Genomic DNA, 24,648 nt, shown 5'->3' with positions numbered 1-24,648 from the left:
ATAAATTAAGTACGGCAAGGATGGTTATGCCTGGCCACAGGTCAATACTGAGCCAAGAGTGACGACAAAAACCGTAGCGCCCATTACGGATTAATGTCAATACCGGACGTCATTACTCGGTACGCCAGATCCATTTTTCCGGCCAGGATACCTCGCCCGATTCAGTACTGCAGCGGGAAATACACCCGCGGGAAGGCACATGGCTGAACGCTGGAAAAGTGCGACAGGGAAAAACGCACTGACTATTTCGAAATCGCGGAGCGCCATATCACACACATCGGTTTCCGGCCAACCGGATCCGGTAGATAGCGAATATAAAGTGAAAGTGCGTATACCGGCTCTTGTGCTGAACAGCAAATTTATCGCCCCGAGGCCATTTGTCGGCGATAAATATGCCGCCCGTTTACGCACCGCATTATTCGTCAATGCAGGAACGGTGTAGAATATCTCCGGGCATAACACCGCACAAACGCTGGCTGCGGGCCGACCTGATTACAGTGATCCTTGTGCGCAGGTATCGCCTTACACTGGACGCCACTACCGGGCCGCGGCTCTGCTCTTATGCCCAGCCCTTCAAAGAATATGCAAACGGTAAAGATGAACAGTTCCAGTTCAATATTGGCAGGACAGGGTAACGCCGCTTACGCTATTACCCGGCAGAATAAAAAAGGATGAGATGAAGAAAAAACCCCATATGATCGTCAACAAAGTGGATTTCTTTGATTTCCGTTATGAGCAGGGGTGCCCCATACTGGAGACGGTTCGAGATTATTCTCAACAATGTCTGACGCGAGCGATATTCTTTAGCGACTTATTGTGTCTGAATCTGAAGCATCAATATGTGGTAATGTTTAACGAAACGTTCAGCAGTGCTGAAATCGCAGTTGGCAAAACGAGCAACAAGAAAGAGAAAACGTGTCTCCTCAGAGACAATCTTTATCGAATGAAACAGGCGCTAAACATGGAGTGAGGGGATTTTGGGAGCAATCTTACCTTTGTATGGATGAAAAAAAGGGTGAGTTGCGCATTATTTCCTCAACAAGCCTGGCGGCATTTACTACGGCTCAACATTAAAATAACCCTTAAAGGATATGGCCTTTTCTCGTATATCGCTGGCTACATTTCGCTTTATGCGCATGTAGCAGGTAGAGAATGTTTACAAAAGTGAATTTATATTTGCTAAAAAATATAATTCAGTATTGATTTTTATCTCATGATCACTAAAAATTAATTCCGATAGAATTTACATTTCTCTGCACACGGAGTGACGCTATGTCAGAAGCATTAAAATCATTAAATAACATTCGCACCCTGAGAGTTCAGGCTCGCGAAGTTACGCTCGAAGCACTGGAAGAGATGCTTGAGAAACTGTCTGTTGTCGTTGAAGAACGCCGCGAGGAAGAATCTTCAATTCGCAAAGAACAAGAAGAGAAAGAAGCCAAGTTGGCGGCATTCCGTCAAAAACTGTTGGATGAAGGGATCGATCCAACTGAGCTTTTATCCTCCCTGAAAGGGCAAACCACGAAGTCTAAATCTATTCGCGCGCCTCGCCCTGCTAAATATAAGTATATTGACGAAGACGGCAGCGAAAAGACCTGGACCGGCCAGGGCCGTACACCGAAAGCGATTGCAAAAGCCATTGAAGGCGGCAAAAAGCTGGAAGACTTCGAGCTCTAAAATGTATCAGGGGCAGCACAGCTGCCCTTTTTTATTTCTGCCTTTTCTCTCAGCTTTCTTTATCTGACCTTTCCCTATTACCACTTCCGTTTATCTTTTGAGTAACCTCTTCTGGTGTTTCTCTGAGCATGTCTCATCTCTGCTGACGACAAAGTTCATTATCCGGCACACACTTAAATACCCATCATCCGGCGATGAAAAGGTTAACAAACCAGGCTACATAATGTAGCACCATGAAAATTAAAGAAATAATGCAACTTATTTATCCGATGTGTCGCTCTGCATATGAGGAATACTTAACTGACAGCAACGATGTTTGCAGTCGTTTTTTTCCCGTATTTGTGTGGCTAATTCTGTTGGTGCCGGCAAATATTGCTGAAAAACAGAGTCTGTGCAATGCAATGTCCCGCATTCATCAAAACCACGCAACGTCATACATCCTTCACGATGCGACAGGCAGGTTTCGATCAAATCCCAGCACTGGACAAGATTAAGCAGCGGCATCGACTGGCCATCAATCAGGCAGTCGTTACAGTAATCGCGCCAGGCCTCGATAACCTGCTGATATTCACTCGTGCGGGTATGTGTTTTCAACAACTGCATTTTGTTGAAAAAATGTCGCACATGCAGCCGGGTATGCGGATCCTCTACATCGATCTCCTGGGCGGGTTTATTAACTGCTGAACTATTAACAGGTTGGTTATCATCATCGATAAATAATCTCGCTGCTGAACCCTTCGTCGCTAAAAATAGTGCTAAAGATAATTTTTGCAGCTCGAAATAAATGTTTTTATCTACCATGATGCAACTATAAGACTCATTTTAATGATGATCCGATCATTTATTTTAAATGAAAAATCATCACAGGAAATTTAGTTACCAATGAACCGATTATGTTACCCATCTCACCATAAAAATCATCAATAAAATAAAAATTAATTCTTTCTTAATGTTTCAAAGAAATTAAATACAGAGATGAATCTCATTCTCATTTTAATGAGAAACGATACTAACAATGTACATTAAAGAATAAAACCGCCGCAGCTTCTTTTAATACTGTAACAGTGGCCGAAGAGGTAATCAGGCAAACGCAACAGATGCAGTACGGCGTTTCTCCCGGCTCTGACGGATTCCAGCCGTTTCCACAGATCACAATCTGTAGCCCCCGTAAGTCGTGATATCAAAGGCCATCGTCCCCTTTACCCGGCAATAAGATCACAGCGATAAAAGGCGTTCGGTTCTCTTGCCGTTGAAAAACCAATCGTCCAGAATTGAGCGGTATACCTGTTGCGCGGTCGCGCGTAAAAAGCGGCAGTGATCGGGCAATATCCCGTTCGTCGAGATCCTCGTGGGTATATAAAGGTTCAACGGCGATCCCTCCTGGCGTCGGTTTTATCAGCGAATCAATCGTCTTCCCTTTCCGACTGAGCTCTTTATTCACTATTTTTTGCCATTCCAGTTTATTTGACATAGACCGTTCCATAATTCCATGTCAATAAATTAACTGGCGGAAATAATAGTGTTTCTCATTGTGGTAGTTACCAGCTCCTGATTAGGTGATGAGGTAACCATTAAGAGAGCATTTTTCTTTATTTACTACACCAGAGATCGGGTGCATAGAAAAACCACAATATAACTAAGCTTTTATTATCTCCTGCCGCCAGTTTGCTTTTATCTCCAGGCAACTGTCTTAACAAAAGTGCTACGACAACCTGCTGACCGGCTATAACGCCGGCGGTAGGGTACCACAGCTCCGGTGCCGATCTGCACTTTGGCACCGGCAAGCTCACCGTGGATGATGAATTCCAGATGGGCACGCACAGCGATCAGGGCGCCGCGCTGAAAGTTGATTCCAGCCATACACCGTCGGTGCGCAGTTCACTGGGCGCGAAACTGGAGCATAGCTGGAACACATGAATCGGCGATGCGCTGGGTGAAACGCGTTTCACCCGCTTGGGTGCCACTCCGGTGTCCGATACCGCAGATATCGGTGCCGAAGTGGCGCTGGTACAGAATGACGACCTGAGTCTCAGCGCGCGTTATGACCCTTCTACTGCGCCACACTTCGACGCCCAGACAGTCAGCCTGCGTCTGCGTAAATCGTTCTAAGGTGAGGTAAACCCGGCGGGAGAACAATGATCTCCCAACGAAAAAGGTCTGTCGGGGATCGGCATGACACGGAATAAAGCATTCCTCTTCAGACTTCTTTTCTGTCATCCCACTTGCAAACGCTTACCCAAAATACCCCTCAGGGGGTATTTACACTATCCAGCGCAAGAAAATGCTTACTATTAATAAAAAACATATTGATTTTACATGTAATAAATACATCAGCACAAAAATAAGAATATAAAATATATTTAAAACCAGCGTTTCATATTATTGCCACCGGCACCAAAAAAGTGTCAATCTTCATAAAAAACACATTTTTAACATTTTAGACCACTAACTTAAGGAAAAATTAATACTTATGTGCACACAAAAATCAAAAACAGAATGAAGTTTGATAAATATCACAAAAAACTATAAACAGCGATATTTGCATTAAATAAAACGCAACACAGGCCGTTAATGTAAAAAAGAGCCGCGTATTTTATTCATCACAAGAAAAAGGTGAAGCATGCATGTTCTCGATGATAAAAACCTGCCTTCACTGGCAGGCAATACGCATGGGATACTCAAGCAGACAGCGACATTGATGCTGGCGCTGATGATATTCATCTTTTTTACCATCCTTTTCACTCTCATCCAGACAAAAAGCGACCTTCAGAAAACTGAACATCAGCAAAAAATGCATTTACTGACTAAAGCGCTTGAAAACAGTCAGGAAAACTTACGCTTACACCTTGCTGATTACGCCAACTGGGATGAAGCTTTTCAAAATCTGACACGCACTGTCAATGTGCACTGGGCATGGGACAAGCAGAACCTGGGAAAATCGCTTTTTAATAATTATCAATATGAAGGCGTTTTTGTCCTGTCGCAGGATGGCGTAACCCGCTATAGCGTACTGGAGGGACAGCCCGGGCAGGTTTCCTTTGAAACCTGGTTAGGCGTAAATCTGACTAACACGTTAATGACAACATTAGCCACTCACCAGGGAGCCGCGTTCACCCGGCTGATCACTATCCATAACCAGCCCATACTCATCGCCGCATCATGGATCACACCGGAGGATTACACGGCCATCGGAATAACACCTTCAGAGCATGCGGTGATGATCTTTGTCGATAAGTTGACGCCACAAAAGTTTCAGCAACTTGGCAACGAGTACGAAATCCAAGGGTTACGCACTTTGCCGCCTGAAGTGGCATCAAGGCGCAAAGATGCGATGTTTCTCACAGCCGGAAATGATCGCATTTATGTCGACTGGCAGAGCAAAAATCCCGTCGAAACACTGTTAAGCAAAGTGCTGCCTTTACTGGTGCTGTTGATGGTGGTTTCCGTTCTGTTCGCCATAAGTTTGATGCGCAAAGCATTAGCGAAAGCGCGCATGAATGATGAAAAAACCTTTCTACTGGAACAAAGTCGCGCAGCGTTATCCGCCAGCGAACAGCGTTTCAGGGATATTGTTGAAACCACGACGGACTGGATCTGGGAAGCTAATGAAGCCTTTGAGCTTACCTGGATTTCTGCCCGTTTTCCGGCGATCACAGGTCATCGAATTGAACAGTGGCTGGGGCGCCGCTTTACCGATTTTTTAGTCGACAACCAGCAAACCATCAGCCACTGGTTAACGTTGCCGCATCCGGGCGATTATTTAACGTTGTCGCATTGTCGTTATGTTTCCGCACTCGGCAGCCAGCGTTACTGCAATATCACATTAAAAAGAATCACCCTGCCGGATAACGCGATCGGCTTTCGTGGTTCGGCTTCGGACGTGACGCTGGAGGTGGAGTCCAATGAACGTATTCGCTTCCTCTCCTATCACGATGAGTTAACGGGCCTGCCGAACCGCCTCATGATGCAAGAGTTCCTCGACGGAAAACTGCACTCACGCAGCGAAGCAAATAGCGCGCTGGTGATGCTCAGTCTCGATCTGACCGATTTTAAACTGGTCAATGATATCTACGGCCATGGCGCTGGCGATAAGGTGCTGTGCGAGGTGGCACAGAGATTGCACAACTGCTTACGCGCAACCGATCTGGTCGCACGCCAGGGCGGTGATGAATTTATTATTATCTCTCCCGCGATTCATAAAAAAGAGGACATACGCACACTCTGTCAGCTTATTATTGCTGTCATCAGCGAGCCGTTTATCGTGTCCGGCAATGAAGTCTCTCTCGGCGTCAATATCGGTGCGGCGCAATCACCACAAGATGCCCTGACGGCCAGCGATTTATTACGCTACTCAGATATTGCTCTGTATGAAGCCAGAAATCTCGGCAATAACAGTTTTGTTTTATATCAGGCTGACATGGCGAAACAGATCGTACAACGACGCGAACTGGAAAATGAGTTACGTGAAGCGATTAAAGAAGATCAATTATTTCTCGTATACCAGCCTCGCTTCGACATTCATGCAGGCCGCATTAACTCAGTTGAAGCACTGGTGCGCTGGCTACACCCGCGTCACGGTTTACTGATGCCGGATCAGTTTATTCCGCTGGCTGAGGAGTCAGGAATTATTACCGACCTGACGGATTGGGTGCTGGTCAATGCTTGTCGGGATATCGGCAGGGAATTTACCCATATGTCTGTATCAATCAATATTTCCCCGATGGAATTCAAAGACAGCGATGTTATCACCCGTATTAAAAACGTACTGGCGACAACCCATTTTCCAGCAACACGTCTTGAACTTGAAGTTACTGAAAATGTGACATTATGTAGCCCCGAAAACGCCAAGGCCATAATGCAGGAATTAAAAACCTTAGGTATCCGGCTGCTGATTGATGATTTCGGTACTGGCTATGCATCGCTTTATTACCTGCACAGCTTTCCTTTTCATGGCATTAAAATTGACAAGTCATTTATCTTCGCGATGAACGATTCACAATCGGCAAAGAGTATTGTGGAAAAGATCATTGGGCTCGGCAAAGATTACAACCTTGAGGTAACCGCTGAAGGCGTTGAAACACACGAGCAATTGCAGCAATTAATAAAATACAAATGTGACATTGCACAAGGATATTACATAGGTCGCCCAGTCTCATTAGAGGCTGTCAAGGATAACCTGCACATTATTGAATGTAATATCGAAGCGAGGTGTGATGCGGCCCTATAACAACCAACAATAATTGCAGTTTGAGACGTGAACTCTTTTTCTTGCAGCATACCACAGTGGTGCAGAAAAGCTTACCCAATACGCAGTAGGGAAAATACGATGAAAATACTTCGTGATATAACAATCAGAAAAATGGTTTTACTCATCCTGGTGCTGTTCAGTTGCATCTGGGGCATCGCCACGGCGATGACATTATTTAACTTCGCCAATATCGAAAATTTATTAACGCAGAACGCCACGCAAAAAAACGCATACTCTTATTTGGTTAAAGGCAACGACCAATATTTCCGTACTATGACACGCATGCTGCGCGCCATGGATTATCGCCTGACCGGTGATGATGCCAATGCAGATAAGACGTTGATTTCCGCAGGCAAAGCACTGGAGATCAGCCAGGATATGCTGGCGAAGTTCCGCCAGAGCAGCCATCCTGGCGTCAGCGATGAGGTTGTTCAGAGCATGACTCAGGACTGGGAAAAACTGCTGAACAACGGCATTATTCCTATGTATAAAGCCGCACAGGATAAGCAGGCCGATCAGTTCCGCGAACTGTTTCGCAAAACCTATCCGCCGCTGAGTGTGCAATTTGGCGTGACCGCCGAAAAATATACCCAAGCGATTCAAAATGATGACTTTTTAAACCAGACCACAGCGAAAGTGAATTTTAACGAACTAGTACTGATCAGCGCGTTAATCGCCGGCATTGTGACACTGTTCTTAACCGATCGTTATCTGGTCAATTATCTGGTTAAACCACTTGATACCATTGCGCGGCACCTTGAAACCATTGCCAGCGGTAAGCTTCACACCAGGCTTGAAGAGTTTGGGCGTAACTGCGCCGGTCGTTTGATCCCTTTTATTCAGGGGATGCAGGAAAATCTTTATAGAACGGTGCAGGCGATTCAGGGTAGCTCAACCACCATCTTTACCAGCACCAACCAAATCCGCTCAGGGAACGAAGAGCTTTCTGGTCGTACCGATCAACAGGCCGCGGCACTTCAGCAAACTGCAGCCAGTATGGAAGAGTTGACATCGACTGTCAGAAACAACGCGCAAAACGTACGCGAAGCACAAAAACTTGCCGGAAACGCCCGGCAAGTGGCGAAACAAGGCGGTGATATTACGTCAACGGTTGTCGCCACGATGCACGGTATTTCGGAAAGCTCGCAGAAAATTGCAGATATCACCAGCGTAATAAACAGCATCTCTTTTCAGACCAACCTGCTGGCGCTAAATGCGGCAGTGGAAGCGGCACGCGCGGGTGAACAGGGACGAGGCTTTGCCGTCGTTGCCAGCGAAGTACGCTTACTTGCACAGCGTAGCGCCCAGGCGGCTAAAGAGATCGAAGCGCTGATTAGTGAATCCGTTAACAGAGTGCAAACGGGCGCAGAGCAGGTACAAGAGGCCGGCGAGGCAATGTCGACAATTATCAATACCGTGGGTCAGGTCAATGCATTGATGGGTGAAATCACCATTGCTTCCGACGAGCAGAGCAAGGGCATCGATCAGATTGGCCAGGCGATGACAGAAATGGATCGTGCGACGCAGCAGAACGCAGCGCTGGTTCAGGAGGCCAAAGCAAATGCCATCGCACTTGAAGAAGAAGCCGGGCGATTAAACGACGCCATTGCGCTCTTTGATTTAGGAGATAACCCCGTGACCGGCCGTCCAGGACAGGCAGCCAAAACCGCCACGAAGGCAAATCCTCCTTCGCGCAAAGTAACCCGTAACGCGACGGCCAACGAAAACTGGCAATCATTTTAACCTGACGTGCTGCGGCGTTGATTGTATGACGCCGCTAGCCTGTCTGACGCTTTAGCTTGGGGGAACAACATGAATTTCCAGATCCGATATGCAAGTAGTGAATTGACTGACCCCGTGCTGGCGGTTGCTGAATTTGCCAGGCAGATGCTTCCCGCTGAGCCAGAAACGATCCTTTTCTTCTGTTCCCCAGACTATGACCTGAATATTCTGGGCCGCGAGATGCAAAAAACATTTCGCTGCCCCTGTATTGGATGTACCTCATCCGGGCAGATCGGCACCCATGGCTTTCAGCACTCCGGGCTGTTAGGGCTTGGTCTGAGTGCCAATTTTCGCACCCGCTCTTTTGTGATTCACCCCCTGACCGATTACTCCGCAACCATTGCAGAAATTGCCGAGGAGATCCGTCGCGGCAGCGCGGCTAGTCCTAATTTGCAACGATTTGGTTTGTTACTGATTGATGGCTTGTCGATGGCGGAGGAACGGCTTATCGCTAACCTCTATCAGCAGACGGGAAACATTCCTGTGATCGGCGGTTCTGCGGGTGACGATCTGCGATTCGAAAAGAGCTACGTCTATAATGGTGAAGGTGAGTTTCTTTCCGATGCGGCGGTGTTCGCGGTCATAGAAACCTCCTCGCCGGTGGAGATTTTTAAAGTTCAGCACTTCGAACCCGGCGAAGTGGAATTAATCATTACCGAGGCCGATCCCGAAAAACGGCTGATCCGGGAAATCAACGGCGAACCTGCCGGGCAAGTGTATGCCGAATCGCTGGGCATCACTGTGGCAGAATTAACGCCAACCGTTTTTTCCCGCAATCCGCTGGTGCTTTCTTTGGGCGACGAACCTTATGTTCGCTCGATACAGAAATTGAACGACGATCTCTCGCTGACCTGCTACTGCGCGATTGAGGAAGGGTTAATTGTCTCGATTGGCATTGCGGAAGATCCGCTCGAAACCTTTAACCAGGCGCTGGCAAAAGTTCATGAAACCATACCGGAGCCGGCTGTGATTATTGGCTGTGATTGTATCCTGCGGCGTTTGCAGTTTGAGCAGGAGGAACTTGACCAGCAGATCGGCAATTTTATGGTGCAAAACCGAATCGTGGGTTTCTCAACCTACGGCGAGCAGTACAACGGGCTGCACGTCAACCAGACATTCACGGGCGTGGCAATAGGAGGTAAATGATGTCTCCGTCATCTGAAGCAACAGTTGCAACACTCTCCCTTACCGATTATCAGCGCAAACTTGTCGCGCGGGATAAAACCATCGAGGTGTTAAAGCGACGCATCGCGCAAGAGAGCCGACACAGCCACATGACCCCGTTCGCTATTCTTGAGCAGAATGTGGGTCTGGAGAAAGTAGTCGCCCGTAAAACCATAGAACTGGAAAACGAGCGCCATGAGTTAGAAAAGGCGCTTGCTGAGCTGCGTCTCACGCAGGCACAGCTTCTTCAGGCGCAAAAGCTGGAGTCTATCGGCCAGCTTGCCGCCGGGATCGCCCATGAAATTAATACGCCCACGCAGTATGTTTCTGACAATGTCGGGTTCGTGAAGACGGCCAACCGTTCGCTGCTCAGCCTGCTCGATGCGGCGATCGCTATGGCCGCCGTGATGCGGGAAAAAATGGCCGATGAGCCAACACTTGCTGCATTCGATACCCTGCTCAAGAGCAGCAAAATTGAGTTTCTGCGCCGTCAGATCCCCCAGTCTTTAGATGAATCACTCGACGGGCTTGGACATATCTCCCGGATTGTCGCCGCCATGAAAGAATTCTCCCATCCCTCGCAAAATAAAAAGGAGTATGTGGATATACGCGACATCATCAATACCACCGTGACCGTCGCCCGCAACGAATGGAAATACGTGGCAGAACTGGAAACCCGTTTCGCCAATGATTTGCCGCTTCTACCCTGTCTGCGCGATATGGTTGGCCAGGCGATGCTTAACCTGATCGTCAATGCGGCACACGCTATTGCTGACAGCCTTCAGGCCCGCGGGCTGGAAAAAGGGCACATCCTCGTCTCTGCGGAGCAGGTCGGCGATATGATGGAGATCCGCGTCGTCGACGATGGTACTGGCATCCCTGAGGCGGTTCGCGATCGTATTTTCGATCCCTTCTTCACTACCAAAGCGGTGGGTAAAGGCACCGGCCAGGGGCTGGCAATTGCCTACTCGACCGTCGTGGACAAGCATGGTGGACAGATTCGCTGCGAGTCGAAACCCGGTTCGGGTGCAACGTTCATCATGAGGTTCCCCCTCCACGTTCAACAGGAGGCGTAGGTATGCAGGCGATATTCGTCGATGACGAAGCACGCATCCTCTCGGGGATTGAACGCGCCCTAATGATGCAGGATAGCGGGTGGGAATGCCGCTTCGCGACCAGCGGTCACGAAGCTCTGAGCCTGCTGGAAGACACCCCGGCCGACGTTGTAGTGTCAGATATGCGCATGCCGCTGATGGATGGCGCGGAGTTCCTGGCGCAGGTTCGTAACCGCTGGCCCGGAACGATTCGGATCATTTTGTCCGGTTACTCCGAACCCGAGGCTACGGTTCGTATGCTGGGCGTTGCGCACCGGTTCGTCTCCAAACCCTGCGACAGTACGCAATTACTGGAGATGGTGGCAAACGCGCTGGCGCTGCGGAGGCTTTTCAAAGACCCTGTCGTCGTCACACTGGTCGGGAAAATTAACCAACTTCCTCCCGCCCCGAAAGTATTTGCGGAAATTAACCGCCTTCTTGCCAACTCTGGGGCGAATCCCCTGGAGATTGCCGGGCTGCTGGCGAGCGACCCGGCACTGAGTGCCCGGATTATGCAACTGGCGAATTCCGACTGGTTCAACCGGGGAGAACCTATTCATGACATTGCTAATGCAATCATTCATTTGGGGCAGGAACAAGTGAAACTACTGGTACTGGCGTCCCAGGTTTATGCCGATGCCAGTACCGATCCCTATGTGGATAAGCTACAGCAGACCGCCCTTCGCGCCTCAACGCTTGCGGCGCGTATCTCCAGGCGCCGGGAACGGGAAGCCACTGCGGCACTGCTGGCCAATATTGCGCTGCTCATTCCTGAATTAAGAACGACGTGTGACGAAGCGACGATCGAGCAGGATGATATCCCACTGCGCGCCGCCATCAGCGCCTATTTACTGGCGCTGTGGGGGTTGCCGATGGACATCGTTGAAGCCGTCGCAGGCCATGAACAACCTTCACGCTCCGCGGAAAAAACCTTTGGCATGCTCGGTGTCGTACATGTTGCGGTCACCCTTGCCAATCATGGCGTTCCCGATAAACGTTATCTCGAACAAACCGGCATGCTGGACCAACTGCCTGCATGGCAGGAGATGCTCAATGACTGAAACTTCCTTACCTCGCGTGTTATGTGTCGACGATGAACCCAATGTGCTCGCGGCCATCGCGCGAAATCTGTTTGAAGTATTTGATGTGGTGACAGCACCCAGCGGTGATGCCGGTCTGGATGCGATTCGCAGCGGAGAACCTTTTGCAGTGATCCTCTCCGACATGCGCATGCCGGGAATGGATGGCGCGACTTTTTTATCCAGAGCACGGGAAGCTTCGCCAGACAGCGTGCGGATCCTGCTTACCGGACAGGCCGATGTGGAGTCCTCGATCGCAGCAATCAATAAAGGCGCTATTTTCCGCTATCTCTGTAAACCATGCCCAAAAGAAGATCTAATATCGACGTTGAATGACGCGGTTCGTCAGTACCGGCTCGTTTGCGCAGAAAAAGAGCTGCTGGCGACCACCCTTTCGGCTTCGGTAAAAACGCTCACAGAAATACTGGCAATGGTCGCCCCCTGGGCTTTTCAGCGAGCGGCTTTCGCGCAGTCCTGCGTTCGCCACGCATTGCCGAAACTGGGATGGCACGATGAGTGGCTCTACACCCTCGCCGCGTCATTGAGTCAGATCGGCTGTGTTGGCATTCCTGCTGACATCGTTCAGGCTGATGCCGCGCAGCGTAAATTGACGGCGGCGGAGGAAAAACTGCTGCATGAACATCCGGAGGTTGCTGGCCGACTGGTGGCGCAAATCCCGCGTCTTGAACTGGTTGCGGCGATCATTCGTCACCAGGCAAAAGAGGCGCCTGCTGACGCGCCGTTAGAAGTGGTACGCGGCGCTCAGCTACTGCGCGCTGCACTGGAGCTGGAACGGCACGCCGCGCGAGGCTGGAGCCTGGAGCGCCCGTGGGACATCCTGCGTGCGGCACGTCCGGCGTTGCCTGAATATCTCATCAAAGCGCTGTCAGATTTTCGCTCGAATGTGGAGGGGGTTCGCTCCGCACGTATCCGTGAATTGATGCCGGGTTGGGTCGTCGATGAAGATATTCGCACCACAAATGGATTAATGGTGCTGACCAAGGGACATGAACTGACCGATACCGCGATCTCCGCCCTTCAGCGGTTGCTTGCCGCGAACGCCGTCGAAGAGCCCATCCGGGTGCGTGGCCTGCCGGGTAAAAGCACGTCCTGAAGATGTTTCCCGCCGGGGAGAGCACTTTCTAACCGGCGGCTATTCGCCCAAATCCCATGTTCAACGGCCGTTAGACGTGACTCGACGGCCCGGCCGCTGTCGGATTACCGCTGGGCAAGGCCTGACAGCATAAAAATCCCGCACGGGACGATAAGCGGGCTTGAAGTCGCGGTACGCATTAGTACCCCGATCATTAAATTTCTGAATCAGAACACGGAAATTTGCGATTAGTAAATTATATGAAGGTGAGTTATAACATGCATAAGGGATATGACTTCTGACAAGCACTAACTTCTTTCACTGGCAGAAACGATGTCGCGTCTGCCAGTTTTTATTTTCCACTTCGTTTGTTACAGCCAAATGAAACGGAAAATAAAAAAGGCCCGCCTGAGCGGGCCCTGAAAAATTATGCACAACGTCAATTATCAAGCCTGATGTTCAATGGCTTTTTGTGTATTTTCAATTGCAATTTTACGTGGTTTCTCGTTCTCAGGGATTTCCTGATAAATGGAAACCTGCAAAATCCCGCTTTCCAGTTTTGCATTACTGACTTTGGTGTGCTCCGGCAAAGTAAAACTCAAACGAAAATCAGCACGGCGGATGCCTTTATATATCCAGCCCTGCTCATCCTGAGATTCATTTTCAGAGCGTTTACCAGAAACATTCAGCGTTCCGCCGACCGTCTCGATTTCGAGTTCGTCTTCCTTCCAGCCGGGGACGCTTACATTTAACAGATAATTGCTTGCATCGATTTTTTTCAGGTCATAAGCGGGTAATGAAGTGACCGGAGCGTCGCCCGTTAACTGACTGAACAGCCTGTCGATACGATTAAAACGGTCAGCAAAAATAGAATCAGAAAAGCCCGGAAGAGCTGACAAGGTTCTGAGTGCCATAATTAACCTCCTGAATCATCAATTCAAAAGTTCAAGGTAAAGGCAAGCTTTGCTTGTCCGATCCAATAAATAATTCCTTCCGTCCGATTTTCAAGGCCACAAAATAAATTTTTTTTTGTGTATACGTTCCGGGCAACCGCGCTGGCAGATACAAACCCGCAGGGATGTAAATCGGACGAAAACAACGTGCCGATCAGATCTTAGCAATCCACCAGCGCAATATTTACCTGGTTAGTGCTTGCCTGCAAACCAGGGTAAGAGACCGGCACCATTTTGCTGACTGTGCACGCTACGCCTCCGAACTTCTTGGATCTCTTCCTGATTACCCCTTCAGTTTCGATAGCCCCCACCCAGTTTGGTGATGGCTTCCGCTGGTTTTATTTGTCTAACTGAACGATATTAAATATGTACATAGTAGAGGTACTCACGACAGAACGTTTCTTGTCTGCCGATGAGCGCCATAGAATTTCTTAAGGAGAGATTATGAAGCCAGTAGAAGAAGTGATTAATGATTTGCAGAGTCGTGCTTTAGCGTATGAAATCATTTTTCAGTCCATTTGTTCAGAACTGCCTCAAATGTTCATCGATAAAGCCAAAGCGAACATTGAGCTTAACTTCAAAGCATTTGAATCTGGCACACATTCTGAAGCCGGGAAAGCAAAGCTTGAAGCGGCGAAAGCCGTTGCCTCCAGAATTATAGGCTCGAAGATTTAACTCTCCTCCTACACTGATCCTGGGGTGGAGAGGAATCAACAATAATGTCTTCTCCGCTTTGTTCCTTCGCTGATGCGAAGTGTAACTGCCCATGCGCTCCGGGCGGCAGTAACTTGACCTGCTTGCTCCCCGTTGCTTAAGAAGTCGAGTTGAGGACGGACCATGGCTCGTGTCCACGGAATACGAGACGGAATGCCGGCTGGGTGAACACCGCCCACAGCCACATGCGGTTCGCCCTGACCTGCAGACGCTCCGGCCGGAGCGTCACATTGCATGCCCATATCAGCACGAACAGCGGAAATTTTTTCGGAATGTAGTTTAAGAACTTTAATCCGCAGTGATAATTTCAAACCACATTACTTGCCATTAAAATATATGTATCTGATTACATATAAAAACGGATTTAAAAAGCTGCCGGGTTTAAAAGACAAAAAACTGAATATAAGACCTGCGGTTGAGCACTTTTTTATCAGACAATTGTCCTGATTTGGAACTGCTTTTTTTGTCTTAAAAACACAGTTGTGAAAATGAATTTTTACGACAAGGGGAATACGAAGCGGACATTAACGGAAAGGGTAAATGGCGGACACCAGATATAAAGAAAGCCGACTCCACAGAGTCGGCTATTTTGTGTGTCAGAGCTTGAAACTACCCACGACGTTTTCAAGTTGTACGGTTTGTTCTTCCATGGACTGCGCGGCGGCCGCGACCTCTTCGACCAGCGCCGCATTCTGCTGCGTTGCGCTATCGAGCTGGTTGATGGCGATGTTGATCTGGGCAATCCCGCGACTTTGTTCATCGCTGGAAGAGCTGATTTCTGAAATCAGCACACCTACGCCTTCGACTTTTTCCATCAGACCGTCCATGGTCGTACCCGCCTGACGAACCAGCCCGCTACCCTGCTCAATGTTGCTCACCGACTCTTCAATCAGTTTCTTGATCTCCTGAGCCGAGCGGGCACTGCGCTGCGCCAGTGAACGGACTTCACCGGCCACCACGGCGAAACCACGCCCGTGTTCACCCGCCCTCGCCGCCTCCACTGCTGCGTTAAGCGCCAGTATGTTGGTCTGGAAGGCAATGCCGTCAATCACACTGATGATTTCTACCACCTTAGAGGAGGACTCATTGATGTTATTCATCGTGGAGACGACTTTTTTAACCACATTGGCCCCTTGTTTCGCCGCTGCCGAAACCTCTTCCGCCAGCTTGTTCGCCTGCAAGGCGTTCTCCGCGTTAAGGCGGACGGTGCTGGTCAGTTCTTCCATGGAAGCAGCCGTTTCCACGATCGAGGCCGATTGATCTTCGGTGCGTGAGGAGAGGTTCAGGTTACCGCTGGCAATCTGGCGCGAAGCCGAAGATATCGCCATCGAGCTATTTCCTACCTGTTGCATCAGCTCATTAAGGAACGAAATAAACTTATTGAAGTTATTGATAATGGCATTAAATTCCGGGCTCTTACTTTGCGCAAGACGCTGCGTTAAATCCGCACCGCCGCTGGACAGCGCTTCAATATTACGATTGAGCAGCGTCACATTATGGAAAATATTGCGCACAATAATCATCATGATAAAGACGATAAGTATTCCGATAATCGCCTGTACGATGGTGAGCTTGGTCATAATTGCGTCAGACATACTCACCAGGTGGCTGCTCGGAATATCAACCGCCATGAACCACGGGCTGCCGCTAATGGGCAGAACGAACAGGGAATGCGCGCCATCGTCACCTTCATAGCTTCCACGCACTTCCGTTGTTTTACCCTGGCCTAACAGGCTAACTAACGGTGCCGCCGCTGGAATACCCAGATCGCGGACGTTTGAGAGTGCTGGTTTATCCTGTACGGAAGATCCGTTACCGACGATTTTTCCATCTGCCTCGACAATCAGTACGCTGCCGTTTACCGCTTTGCCCATATCGACAGCCAACTGGTTAAAGAAACCCAGCGTCACATCGATGGTCGCCACGCCCCAGGCTTTGCCGTCTTTCCAGATCGCCATTGCACAGTTAGTTCGCGGCTGCGGGCTGGCCGCATCCTGATAGGCTTTCGCCCACGCACACTCGCCTTTCGGGGCGTTCATGCCGTCTTTATACCAGGGTTGTTCCCAGTATTTTGCCGATTCCGGCTGGTTCCATACGGTGTTGACCTGCAGATTACCGCCTCCGTCACGGGCAAAGAAGGTACTGAATTTGTCCCGAGCCGGATCACGCTGACCAGGCAGAGGCCAAATCCCACCGCCGAATACGTTTAAATCGCCATATTGGTTAACCAGACGCGGTAATAATTCATCGATTTGCTCACTTTGCAACCCGGCAACCAGTTCTGTGATTGATCGTTGCTGAGCCTTAACACGGTTCATCTGCTCTTTAATCGCGTTACTTTGTAATTGAACCGTTGCCTGAATATTTTTCGTCTCAGTTTCAATAATCTGTGGAGAAACGAATTGCTTGATAACAATATAGGTGACTATCAATAAGATAACGAAAAAGCTTATAAGCAATAGGCCTATTCGGCCCTGGGTATTTTTCCATGTCATAATGGCAGCACTCGTTCTGGTTGACGTAGATGTAATAACGACATTTATTTGAAATTCTTTAATTTAAATCATGCTGCAGTTTCATATAAAAGCGCATTCCATAAGACAAAATGACGTTTTAAAAAAATGCCCTATCGCTCCGATCGAAAAAAGTGAATGTTCATACCGATCGCGGCGGGCAGTCCTGCTCAGCGGATTATCAGGCATTGTTGAAGCGGGCATAACCTGCATGGCAGCATGAGCGCAAAAGGTTGTTGCTACGATAATGTATGTGTGGAAAGCGTTTCCACTCACTGAAAGTGAAATGTATCCACGGGAGTGTTTTACCGGCAGTGAAATAATGAGGGGGACGGTATTGAATTATATCGGGTGTGATAACAATCGGTAGCGGCGTCACAGTGCCTGGGGCGCTCTCAGTCCGGACAATTTGAAAACGAAAACCTCGCTTAGGCTGTGTTTACATTACGCGGGTAGGATCAGTGCTCTTCTGCGACCACGACGGGTATTTTATAATCCCTATCTCGCAGATAATTAATATGTATTTTTAATAAATAAACCCGAAATAAATCGGGTTTTGATTATTTCACGATTAACAGGTTACTGTGTCCAGGAAAATATTTATATCACCCTGAACTTTTATCATTCTCAATATTTATTTATGATTATCGACCCATTTATTCATCTGGTCGATTTCGCCTTTCTGCGCTTTTATGATGTTCTGCGCAAGTTTTCTCATTTCGGGGTCTTTTCCATATTTAAGCTCGGTTTCTGCCATTTTTATCGCACCTTCATGATGCGCAATCATACCTTTAGCAAACGCCTTATCAGGATCTGGTTCTTTAACAGCAGCCATCATTTTTTCATGCATATCTGTCATGCCAGCCATATATTCCTGAGACGATGCCGATGATGTCATATCATCCATTTTCATCCCTGAGTGTTCGGCGGATAGCGCTGGCAGGGATAGTATTAATATAACGAAAAGAGAGTTTTTGATTTTCATAAAATAAATCCTTTGTTAGTTGCGTACCCGGTAATTGTAGCTGAGAGAGATAAAAAGCCCCCAGGCGGGGGCAAAATATAGCCACATATTCGATCAAGGAAACATCTATCAAGGAAAGGGTAACAACATGCACATTACAGTTGAATTCAGCTGGCTTTGATCATACGACGGTGAGCCTCGGCCATAGCCTGATGCGCTCCGGACTGACCGTTATTCATGGTTTCATGGGCAACAGCAGCCCTTTCATGTTCATCCATAGCAGAGAAAGGGACTGACGGGCGGGTAACGTTAATGGAGTGAACTCCCATCATCTTCTGGTGATTTTCCATCATTTTCTGGTGTGTATCAGCCGAGCCATTATTCATGGTCTCATGAGCAATAATGGCCTGTTCATGCGGATTCATACCGTCTATCTGTGGCGTTGAGCCCTGGATCGCGGAAGGAACCGAAGCCGACTGCATCTGGTGAGCCGGAGCCTGCGCATTATTGACACTCTCATGAATATTAACGGTGTCAGTGGCCCACGCCGTTGAAATTACGCCAAGACCTAAAACAGATACTAATACGATATTTTTCATGATAACTCTCCATTACTGAATTAATAATGCCCGGTAATTGTGTTCAAGGCTTTCACTTTCAAACTCTAATGATACTGCCCAGACCTTATTTTTCCGGACGACAGACTGTATATTCATCTCATAGAGCACTGTTAATGACCTGTATTGATGAAGTAATGCAGCCTTGCTGATAAGTTGTATGAATTATATCGGATGGTCTCTGTTTACCGCGTGACAACCTAATGACATGTTTGTCATTTTTATTGCTGGAAATCAGTGCTGACTTGCTTTATTTACAATATCCTGTCTTGGTACTGATAATATGAAACGTGTCGAATGAGCATCGGATTCTACATGGACTTTTCCATGATGTGCGGCCACGATTGATTTCACAATAGCAAGGCCTATACCACTGCCCTCTCCTTTTCTTTGCCTGGAGGGATCCACCCGATAAAAGCGGTCAAACAGTCTTGGCAAATGTTCTTCAGGGATCGGTTTTCCCGGATTTTCGACTATGAGATCAAAATAGTTTTCCTGTTCTCTCATCGAAACGGTCACCGTTTGTCCTTCCGGTGTATAGCGTAATGCATTAGATAACAGGTTATTGATTGCTCTTCTGAACATCTGTGGATCCCCTTCGATCAGGCAGGGTATACCGTTGAACTTCAATATGATGTTGCGTTCTTCCGCCCAGGCTTCGAAGAAATCAAAGACTTTAATAACCTCTGTACTCAAATCAAACATTACCCGATCAGAGATCAACTGATTATTGTCAGCCTGTGCAAGGAAAAGCATATCGCTGACCATCTTTGTCATCCGGTTGTACTCTTCAAGGCTGGAGTACAGAACATCCTCGAGCTCCTTCTGTGTCCGGTCCTGACTCAGCGCAATTTCAGTTTGCGTCACCAGATTAGTGATCGGGGTTCTGATTTCGTGCGCGATATCTGCAGAGAAATTGGCCTGGCGGGTAAATACATCCTCAATTTTTTCAATCATATGATTGAAAGAGATGACCAGCTGTTCCAGCTCAATGGGAACGCGTGACGGTTCAAGCCTGGCATCAAGATTCTCTGAGGTGATATTTTTAATGGCATTGCTGACGTTGCGCAGGGGGAGATGCCCCTGACGAACGGCAATCCGAATAATAAGAATAATGAGCAGGCTGATGACAGTGGCAATTGCAACCAAGTTCTTTTTCAGCGCATCAAGATAGTGAAGATGAAAATTAATGGAGAGCCCGATTAGCATGACGTAGTTCTGGTTTTTCCCTTGAAATGCCGTTACCCCTGATGAGGCAATTATCCTGTACGTTTCCATTTTCATATCATGGGAGGAGAGCATCGCCCGGGCAGGAGCCGCCACAGTCCAGAGAAAAACATCGCGCGCGCGGCTGTGCTCGCGAAAGTCTGCCGTATTCACGGCCGGGTGTAATGCTGCCCCTTGTGCCGAACTGAACAATACCTCTCCCTGGGCATCAAGAAGCAGAACGGCAACGTTGCGGTAACTGGCTATCGATTCCTTGATTTTACTTATTTTTTTCTCATCGGGATCTGCCGGAGATTGCAATAAACGCTGCATCGTGGTGCTAATTTGTTGCAGATCGCTGACATCCTGCTCGGCAAAATGATTTTCAACGGAATGCAGCATAAACCAGGTAAACGCGATAAAAGCCATTATTGTGGACAGGCTGATAAAGAATGTAAGCCTCAGCGCAAGGGAGAACGGACGTCTGGTGAGCTGGTTAGGCATCCGGAATCTCCAGCATGTAACCCACACCGCGGACCGTCTGGATCAGTTTCGGTTCATAATCATTGTCTATTTTAGCCCGAAGCCGCTTTACCGCGACGTCAATCGCGTTAGTGTCGCTATCAAAATTCATGTCCCAGACCTGAGATGCTATCAGAGAGCGGGGCAACACTTCTCCCTGATGGCGAATAAAAAATTCCAGCAAACTGAACTCTTTACTGGTCAACAGAATACGGTTTCCGGCCCTGTTAACCTTTCTCGATACAAGATCAAGCGTCAGATCGGCAACCTTAAACTGGCTTTCAGATATCACTGTATTGCCACGACGCAGGAGGGTTCTGACACGAGCCAGAAGTTCGGCGAATGCAAAGGGTTTAACCAGATAATCATCTGCACCAAGCTCAAGCCCCTTGACTCGATGCTCGATAGTTCCCAGGGCAGACAGTAATAACACCGGCATCCCCTTACCCGCAGTACGAAGCATACGTATAATATCCCAGCCATTCACATCCGGGAGCATGATATCCAGAATCAGCAAATCATATTCTGCCGTCATGGCGAGATGATATCCGGTCAGACCATTATCGGCGTGATCAACCACGAACCCGGCCTCGGTAAGCCCCTTGCTGAGATACTCACCTGTTTTGATTTCATCTTCAACGATCAGTATTTTCATCTTATCCCCTGTAAGCCCTCCCCTGCCATTCTAGTGGGCGCAAGTCCGTTATCAACGGCTTAAATTAAAAATGACAACATTGTCATTATCTTGTCACCGACCAAACAGAGTGCCGTCGTTAAAGTAGCCTTATCATTTTCACGGATATCATTTGAACCCTTTATCAGGGCTGCCTGGACGAGAAACGACATGTTCAAAGTAAAACTACTCAGCATCAGCATGATATTCATTCTGGCAGGTTGCGTCTCACTGGCGCCAGAGTATCAGCGTCCGGCAGCACCGGTACCACAGCAGTTTTCCCTTTCCCACAACAGCATGACACCCGCGGTAAATGGCTATCAGGACTCCGGATGGCGTAACTTTTTTGTCGACCCCCAGGTTACCCGCTTGATCGCTGAAGCACTGAATAATAACCGTGATTTGAGAATGGCTGCCCTGAAAGTGGAAGAGGCCCGGGCTCAGTTCAACGTGACGAATGCGGATCGTTATCCGCAACTGAATGCACCGTCAGATATCACTTACAGCGGCGGTCTGAAAAGTGACAAGCCGACAACTCGACAGTACGAAGCTGGATTAGCGCTCAGCTATGACCTTGATTTTTTCGGCAAACTCAGAAATATGAGCGAGTCTGACAGACAGAACTATTTTGCCAGCGAAGAAGCCCGTCGTGCCGTACACATCCTGCTTGTATCTAACGTTTCACAGAGCTATTTCAGTCAGCAGCTTGCTTATGAGCAACTTCGTATCGCGCGGGAAACGCTGAAAAATTATGAACAGTCCCTGGCTTTCGTCGAGCAACAACTGGTAACCGGGAGTACGAATGTTCTGGCGCTTGAACAGGCTCGGGGGCAAATTGAAAGCACCCGCGCCGAGATTGCCAAAAGAGAAGGTGATCTGGCACAGGCAAATAATGCACTGCAGCTTGTTCTGGGAACGTATCGTGCGCTTCCGTCAGAAAAAGGGATGAATGACAATGATATTAAGCCAGTAACACTGCCACCCAATCTTTCGTCACAAATTCTGCTTCAGCGCCCCGATATTATGGAGGCGGAATATCAACTGAGAGCGGCCGATGCCAATATTGGCGCTGCGCGTGCAGCCTTTTTCCCGTCCATTACTCTGACAAGTGCTCTTTCAGCAAGCAGTACGGAGTTGTCCAGCCTCTTCAGCTCTGCTGGCGGGATGTGGAATTTTATTCCTAATATTGAAATTCCTATATTTAATGCCGGCAGGAACAAAGCCAATCTGAAACTGGCTGAAATTCGCCAGCAACAATCGGTTGTCAATTACGAGCAAAAAATTCAGTCAGCATTTAAAGCAGTTGCCGACACGCTCGCGCTGCGAGATAGCATCAGTCAACAACTTGCCGCTCAACAGCGTTATCTCGGCTCGCTACAGATAACCCTCCAGCGTGCCAGAGGATTATATTCCAGTGGTGCCGTTAGTTATATTGAAGTGCTTGATGCGGAACGCTCACTGTTCGCAACACAGCAAGCCATTCTCGACCTTATCTATTCCAGACAGGTCAATGAAATTAATCTATTCACTGCATTGGGTGGTGGTTGGGTAGAGTAAATTTATTTAATTAATGAGGAAATTTTAAAATGCGTAATTCACTTAAAGCGATTTTATTCGGTGCTCTCTCCATGATCTTTTCTTCTGGTCTTTATGCAGAAGAACATCAGCACGGTGAAATGAATATGGCCGGTGACGCCTCGTCGCAGCAAGTTATCAACGGAACGGGCATTGTAAAAGATATTGATTTTAATAGTAAAAAAATCACCATTTCGCATGAAGCCATCCCGGCAATCGGCTGGCCTGCAATGACCATGCGTTTCACCTTTATTAATGCTGACGAAACTATTACTTCCCTGAAAACGGGCAGCCATGTTGATTTTTCTTTTATTCAGCAAGGAAATATCTCTTTGCTCAAAAGCATTAAAGATACGCAATCCTGATTACAGTCTGGAGCAAGTACATCCTGTGTGTCTGAATATTCATAAAGTCATCTCTGTGAGTTAATAATCGGGTACATATGCCAGAGGTTTTGATTTTTTAGCGGGAAATTGTATGGCTTCTTTAAAGATAAAATATGCTGCAATGATTATCAGCAGCCTCATAGCAGGAGGGTTGATATCAGTTACTGCTTATCATTATGTAAACTCTTCTGAAAAAGCAGTGAACACCGAAAAAACAGAAAAGACGGCATCGGAGCGCAAGGTTCTTTTCTGGTATGACCCAATGAAACCAGATACCAAATTTGATAAACCCGGTAAATCTCCCTTTATGGATATGGATCTGATTCCAAAATATGCTGATGAAAACGGCGAGAAAAGCAGTGACGGTATTCGTATTGATCCGACACAGGTCCAGAACCTTGGATTAAAGACGCAAAAAGTGACTCGCGGGACGCTGAATTATTCCCAGACGATCCCAGCTAACGTGAGTTATAACGAATATCAGTTTGTCATTGTGCAGGCGCGTTCTGACGGCTTCGTTGAAAAAGTCTATCCCCTGACGATTGGGGATCATGTGAAAAAAGGTACTCCGCTTATCGATATCACCATTCCGGATTGGGTGGAGGCACAAAGTGAGTTTCTCCTGTTATCGGGTACCGGAGGGACGTCCACGCAAATTAAAGGGGTACTGGAACGACTTCGTCTTGCAGGCATGCCGGAAGAGGATATCCAGAGGCTGCGTTCAACCCGGAGTATCCAGACCCGCTTTACCATCAAAGCTCCTATAGATGGCGTCATTACTGGGTTTGACCTGCGTACCGGAATGAATATTTCGAAGGATAAAGTGGTGGCGCAGATACAGGGGATGGATCCGGTCTGGATAAGCGCAGCAGTCCCTGAATCCATCGCGTATCTGCTAAAAGACACGTCGCAGTTTGAAATTTCGGTACCGGCTTATCCGGATAAAACGTTCCATGTCGAAAAATGGAACATTCTGCCCAGCATGGACCAGACAACCCGTACGCTGCAGGTACGTCTGCAGGTCACTAACAAGGACGAACTTCTTAAGCCGGGTATGAATGCCTGGTTGAAACTGAATACCCAGAGTCAGGAAATGCTGCTGATACCGAGCCAGGCCGTGATAGATACCGGTAAAGAACAGCGCGTGATTACTGTCGATGATGCAGGTCGGTTTGTGCCCAAAAGGATCCAGGTTCTGCACGAATCAGAGCAACAGTCGGGTATCGGTACTGGGCTGAATGAAGGGGATACCGTGGTGGTCAGTGGTCTGTTCCTGATTGACTCCGAAGCCAATATTACCGGTGCGCTGGAGCGTATGCGCCATCCTGAAACGATGCCGAATATGTCTACCCAGCCTGCAAACGCACATTCCGGTCATTGAGGAGACG

At 48.1% G+C, this 24,648-nt stretch carries 23 protein-coding genes and 3 pseudogenes; 17 read left to right on the top strand and 9 right to left on the bottom strand.

Features of this window, described 5'->3' with window-relative positions; translation table 11 throughout:
* Positions 1-89 precede the first annotated feature (89 nt).
* From BM427_RS26275 to BM427_RS01515, 4 genes and pseudogenes are all read left to right on the top strand, one after another.
* Entirely contained in the window at positions 90-242 is a 153-nt protein-coding gene (locus BM427_RS26275; protein ID WP_367888882.1) for a POTRA domain-containing protein, read from the top strand.
* Positions 243-343: 101 nt separating this feature from the next.
* Positions 344-635: pseudogene (locus BM427_RS25895) on the top strand (BamA/TamA family outer membrane protein); the annotation flags it as partial.
* Positions 636-676: 41 nt separating this feature from the next.
* Positions 677-970, top strand: coding sequence for a hypothetical protein (locus tag BM427_RS01520; protein ID WP_090118561.1), 294 nt, complete (start codon positions 677-679; stop codon positions 968-970).
* Between the two features lie 302 nt (positions 971-1,272).
* Positions 1,273-1,677 carry an H-NS family histone-like protein gene (locus tag BM427_RS01515; protein ID WP_090118560.1) on the top strand — a complete coding sequence of 135 codons (405 nt, stop codon included), beginning with the start codon at positions 1,273-1,275 and terminating at the stop codon, positions 1,675-1,677.
* A 258-nt stretch (positions 1,678-1,935) separates the two neighbouring features.
* On the opposite strand, the gene BM427_RS01510 is transcribed toward BM427_RS01515, so the two are convergent.
* Positions 1,936-2,478: a hypothetical protein gene (locus tag BM427_RS01510; RefSeq protein WP_090118557.1), complete on the bottom strand. Its 543-nt coding sequence runs from the start codon at positions 2,476-2,478 to the stop codon at positions 1,936-1,938.
* Positions 2,479-2,857: 379 nt separating this feature from the next.
* On the bottom strand, positions 2,858-3,148 hold the full coding sequence (locus BM427_RS01505) for a hypothetical protein (RefSeq protein WP_139234370.1): 291 nt from the start codon (positions 3,146-3,148) through the stop codon (positions 2,858-2,860).
* 320 nt (positions 3,149-3,468) lie between these two features.
* Here BM427_RS01505 and BM427_RS26210 point away from each other — a divergent pair, with 320 nt between their 5' ends.
* The 8 genes from BM427_RS26210 to BM427_RS01475 all read left to right on the top strand — a co-directional run bounded on the left by BM427_RS26210 (position 3,469) and on the right by BM427_RS01475 (position 13,158).
* On the top strand, positions 3,469-3,594 hold the full coding sequence (locus tag BM427_RS26210; protein WP_280116126.1) for a hypothetical protein: 126 nt from the start codon (positions 3,469-3,471) through the stop codon (positions 3,592-3,594).
* A gap of 51 nt (positions 3,595-3,645) precedes the next feature.
* Positions 3,646-3,786 (top strand): hypothetical protein, encoded by a 141-nt coding sequence (locus BM427_RS25635; protein ID WP_167518524.1) that lies wholly within the window; start codon positions 3,646-3,648, stop codon positions 3,784-3,786.
* 511 nt (positions 3,787-4,297) lie between these two features.
* Entirely contained in the window at positions 4,298-6,904 is a 2,607-nt protein-coding gene (locus BM427_RS01500; RefSeq protein WP_090118555.1) for a bifunctional diguanylate cyclase/phosphodiesterase, read from the top strand.
* Between the two features lie 99 nt (positions 6,905-7,003).
* On the top strand, positions 7,004-8,668 hold the full coding sequence (locus BM427_RS01495; RefSeq protein WP_090118553.1) for a methyl-accepting chemotaxis protein: 1,665 nt from the start codon (positions 7,004-7,006) through the stop codon (positions 8,666-8,668).
* 69 nt (positions 8,669-8,737) lie between these two features.
* The gene (locus BM427_RS01490) at positions 8,738-9,853 is read left to right on the top strand and encodes an FIST N-terminal domain-containing protein (RefSeq protein ID WP_090118552.1); all 1,116 of its coding nucleotides are present in this window, start codon (positions 8,738-8,740) and stop codon (positions 9,851-9,853) included.
* Positions 9,853-10,947: a sensor histidine kinase gene (locus BM427_RS01485; protein ID WP_090118549.1), complete on the top strand. Its 1,095-nt coding sequence runs from the start codon at positions 9,853-9,855 to the stop codon at positions 10,945-10,947. The genes BM427_RS01490 and BM427_RS01485 overlap by 1 nt, the downstream gene beginning before the upstream one ends.
* Positions 10,948-10,949: 2 nt before the next feature.
* Positions 10,950-12,026, top strand: a complete 1,077-nt coding sequence (locus tag BM427_RS01480; protein ID WP_090118547.1) for an HDOD domain-containing protein — start codon at positions 10,950-10,952, stop codon at positions 12,024-12,026.
* Positions 12,019-13,158, top strand: coding sequence for a response regulator (locus tag BM427_RS01475; RefSeq protein ID WP_090118545.1), 1,140 nt, complete (start codon positions 12,019-12,021; stop codon positions 13,156-13,158). The genes BM427_RS01480 and BM427_RS01475 overlap by 8 nt, the downstream gene beginning before the upstream one ends.
* Positions 13,159-13,583: 425 nt before the next feature.
* Here the strand turns inward: BM427_RS01475 and BM427_RS01470 are convergent, their stop codons facing one another.
* Complete coding sequence (locus BM427_RS01470) at positions 13,584-14,051, bottom strand: Hsp20 family protein (protein ID WP_090118543.1); 468 nt, start codon at positions 14,049-14,051, stop codon at positions 13,584-13,586.
* A gap of 483 nt (positions 14,052-14,534) precedes the next feature.
* Between BM427_RS01470 and BM427_RS01465 the strand changes: the two genes are divergently transcribed.
* Positions 14,535-14,765 (top strand): hypothetical protein, encoded by a 231-nt coding sequence (locus BM427_RS01465; protein ID WP_090118541.1) that lies wholly within the window; start codon positions 14,535-14,537, stop codon positions 14,763-14,765.
* Between the two features lie 148 nt (positions 14,766-14,913).
* Here BM427_RS01465 and BM427_RS25890 read toward each other — a convergent pair.
* A pseudogene (locus tag BM427_RS25890) lies at positions 14,914-15,066 on the bottom strand (TraX family protein); the annotation flags it as partial.
* A gap of 334 nt (positions 15,067-15,400) precedes the next feature.
* Positions 15,401-17,299, bottom strand: a complete 1,899-nt coding sequence (locus BM427_RS01455) for a methyl-accepting chemotaxis protein (protein ID WP_090118539.1) — start codon at positions 17,297-17,299, stop codon at positions 15,401-15,403.
* 140 nt (positions 17,300-17,439) lie between these two features.
* Here BM427_RS01455 and BM427_RS01450 point away from each other — a divergent pair.
* Positions 17,440-17,749: pseudogene (locus BM427_RS01450) on the top strand (IS3 family transposase); the annotation flags it as partial.
* 202 nt (positions 17,750-17,951) lie between these two features.
* Here BM427_RS01450 and copM read toward each other — a convergent pair.
* From copM to silR, 4 genes are all read right to left on the bottom strand, one after another.
* Positions 17,952-18,302 carry a CopM family metallochaperone gene (gene copM / locus BM427_RS01445; RefSeq protein ID WP_090118537.1) on the bottom strand — a complete coding sequence of 117 codons (351 nt, stop codon included), beginning with the start codon at positions 18,300-18,302 and terminating at the stop codon, positions 17,952-17,954.
* Positions 18,303-18,448: 146 nt separating this feature from the next.
* Positions 18,449-18,880, bottom strand: a complete 432-nt coding sequence (gene silE / locus BM427_RS01440) for a silver-binding protein SilE (protein ID WP_090118536.1) — start codon at positions 18,878-18,880, stop codon at positions 18,449-18,451.
* Between the two features lie 252 nt (positions 18,881-19,132).
* Positions 19,133-20,608: a Cu(+)/Ag(+) sensor histidine kinase gene (locus BM427_RS01435; RefSeq protein ID WP_090118534.1), complete on the bottom strand. Its 1,476-nt coding sequence runs from the start codon at positions 20,606-20,608 to the stop codon at positions 19,133-19,135.
* The gene (gene silR / locus BM427_RS01430) at positions 20,601-21,281 is read right to left on the bottom strand and encodes a copper/silver response regulator transcription factor SilR (protein WP_074779067.1); all 681 of its coding nucleotides are present in this window, start codon (positions 21,279-21,281) and stop codon (positions 20,601-20,603) included. The genes BM427_RS01435 and silR overlap by 8 nt, the downstream gene beginning before the upstream one ends.
* A gap of 189 nt (positions 21,282-21,470) precedes the next feature.
* On the opposite strand from silR, the gene BM427_RS01425 reads away from it, so the two are divergent.
* From BM427_RS01425 to BM427_RS01415, 3 genes are all read left to right on the top strand, one after another.
* Positions 21,471-22,856 (top strand): efflux transporter outer membrane subunit, encoded by a 1,386-nt coding sequence (locus BM427_RS01425; RefSeq protein ID WP_090118532.1) that lies wholly within the window; start codon positions 21,471-21,473, stop codon positions 22,854-22,856.
* A gap of 29 nt (positions 22,857-22,885) precedes the next feature.
* Positions 22,886-23,239: a cation efflux system protein CusF gene (cusF, locus tag BM427_RS01420; RefSeq protein ID WP_090118530.1), complete on the top strand. Its 354-nt coding sequence runs from the start codon at positions 22,886-22,888 to the stop codon at positions 23,237-23,239.
* A gap of 112 nt (positions 23,240-23,351) precedes the next feature.
* The gene (locus BM427_RS01415; protein WP_090118528.1) at positions 23,352-24,641 is read left to right on the top strand and encodes an efflux RND transporter periplasmic adaptor subunit; all 1,290 of its coding nucleotides are present in this window, start codon (positions 23,352-23,354) and stop codon (positions 24,639-24,641) included.
* The last annotated feature ends 7 nt before the right edge of the window (positions 24,642-24,648 follow it).

Origin of the sequence: Kosakonia arachidis (assembly GCF_900116535.1) — a bacterium.
GTDB lineage: Bacteria > Pseudomonadota > Gammaproteobacteria > Enterobacterales > Enterobacteriaceae > Kosakonia > Kosakonia arachidis.
Note: the sequence above shows the minus strand (reverse complement) of the source record. Positions and strands in the feature narration are given on the sequence as shown.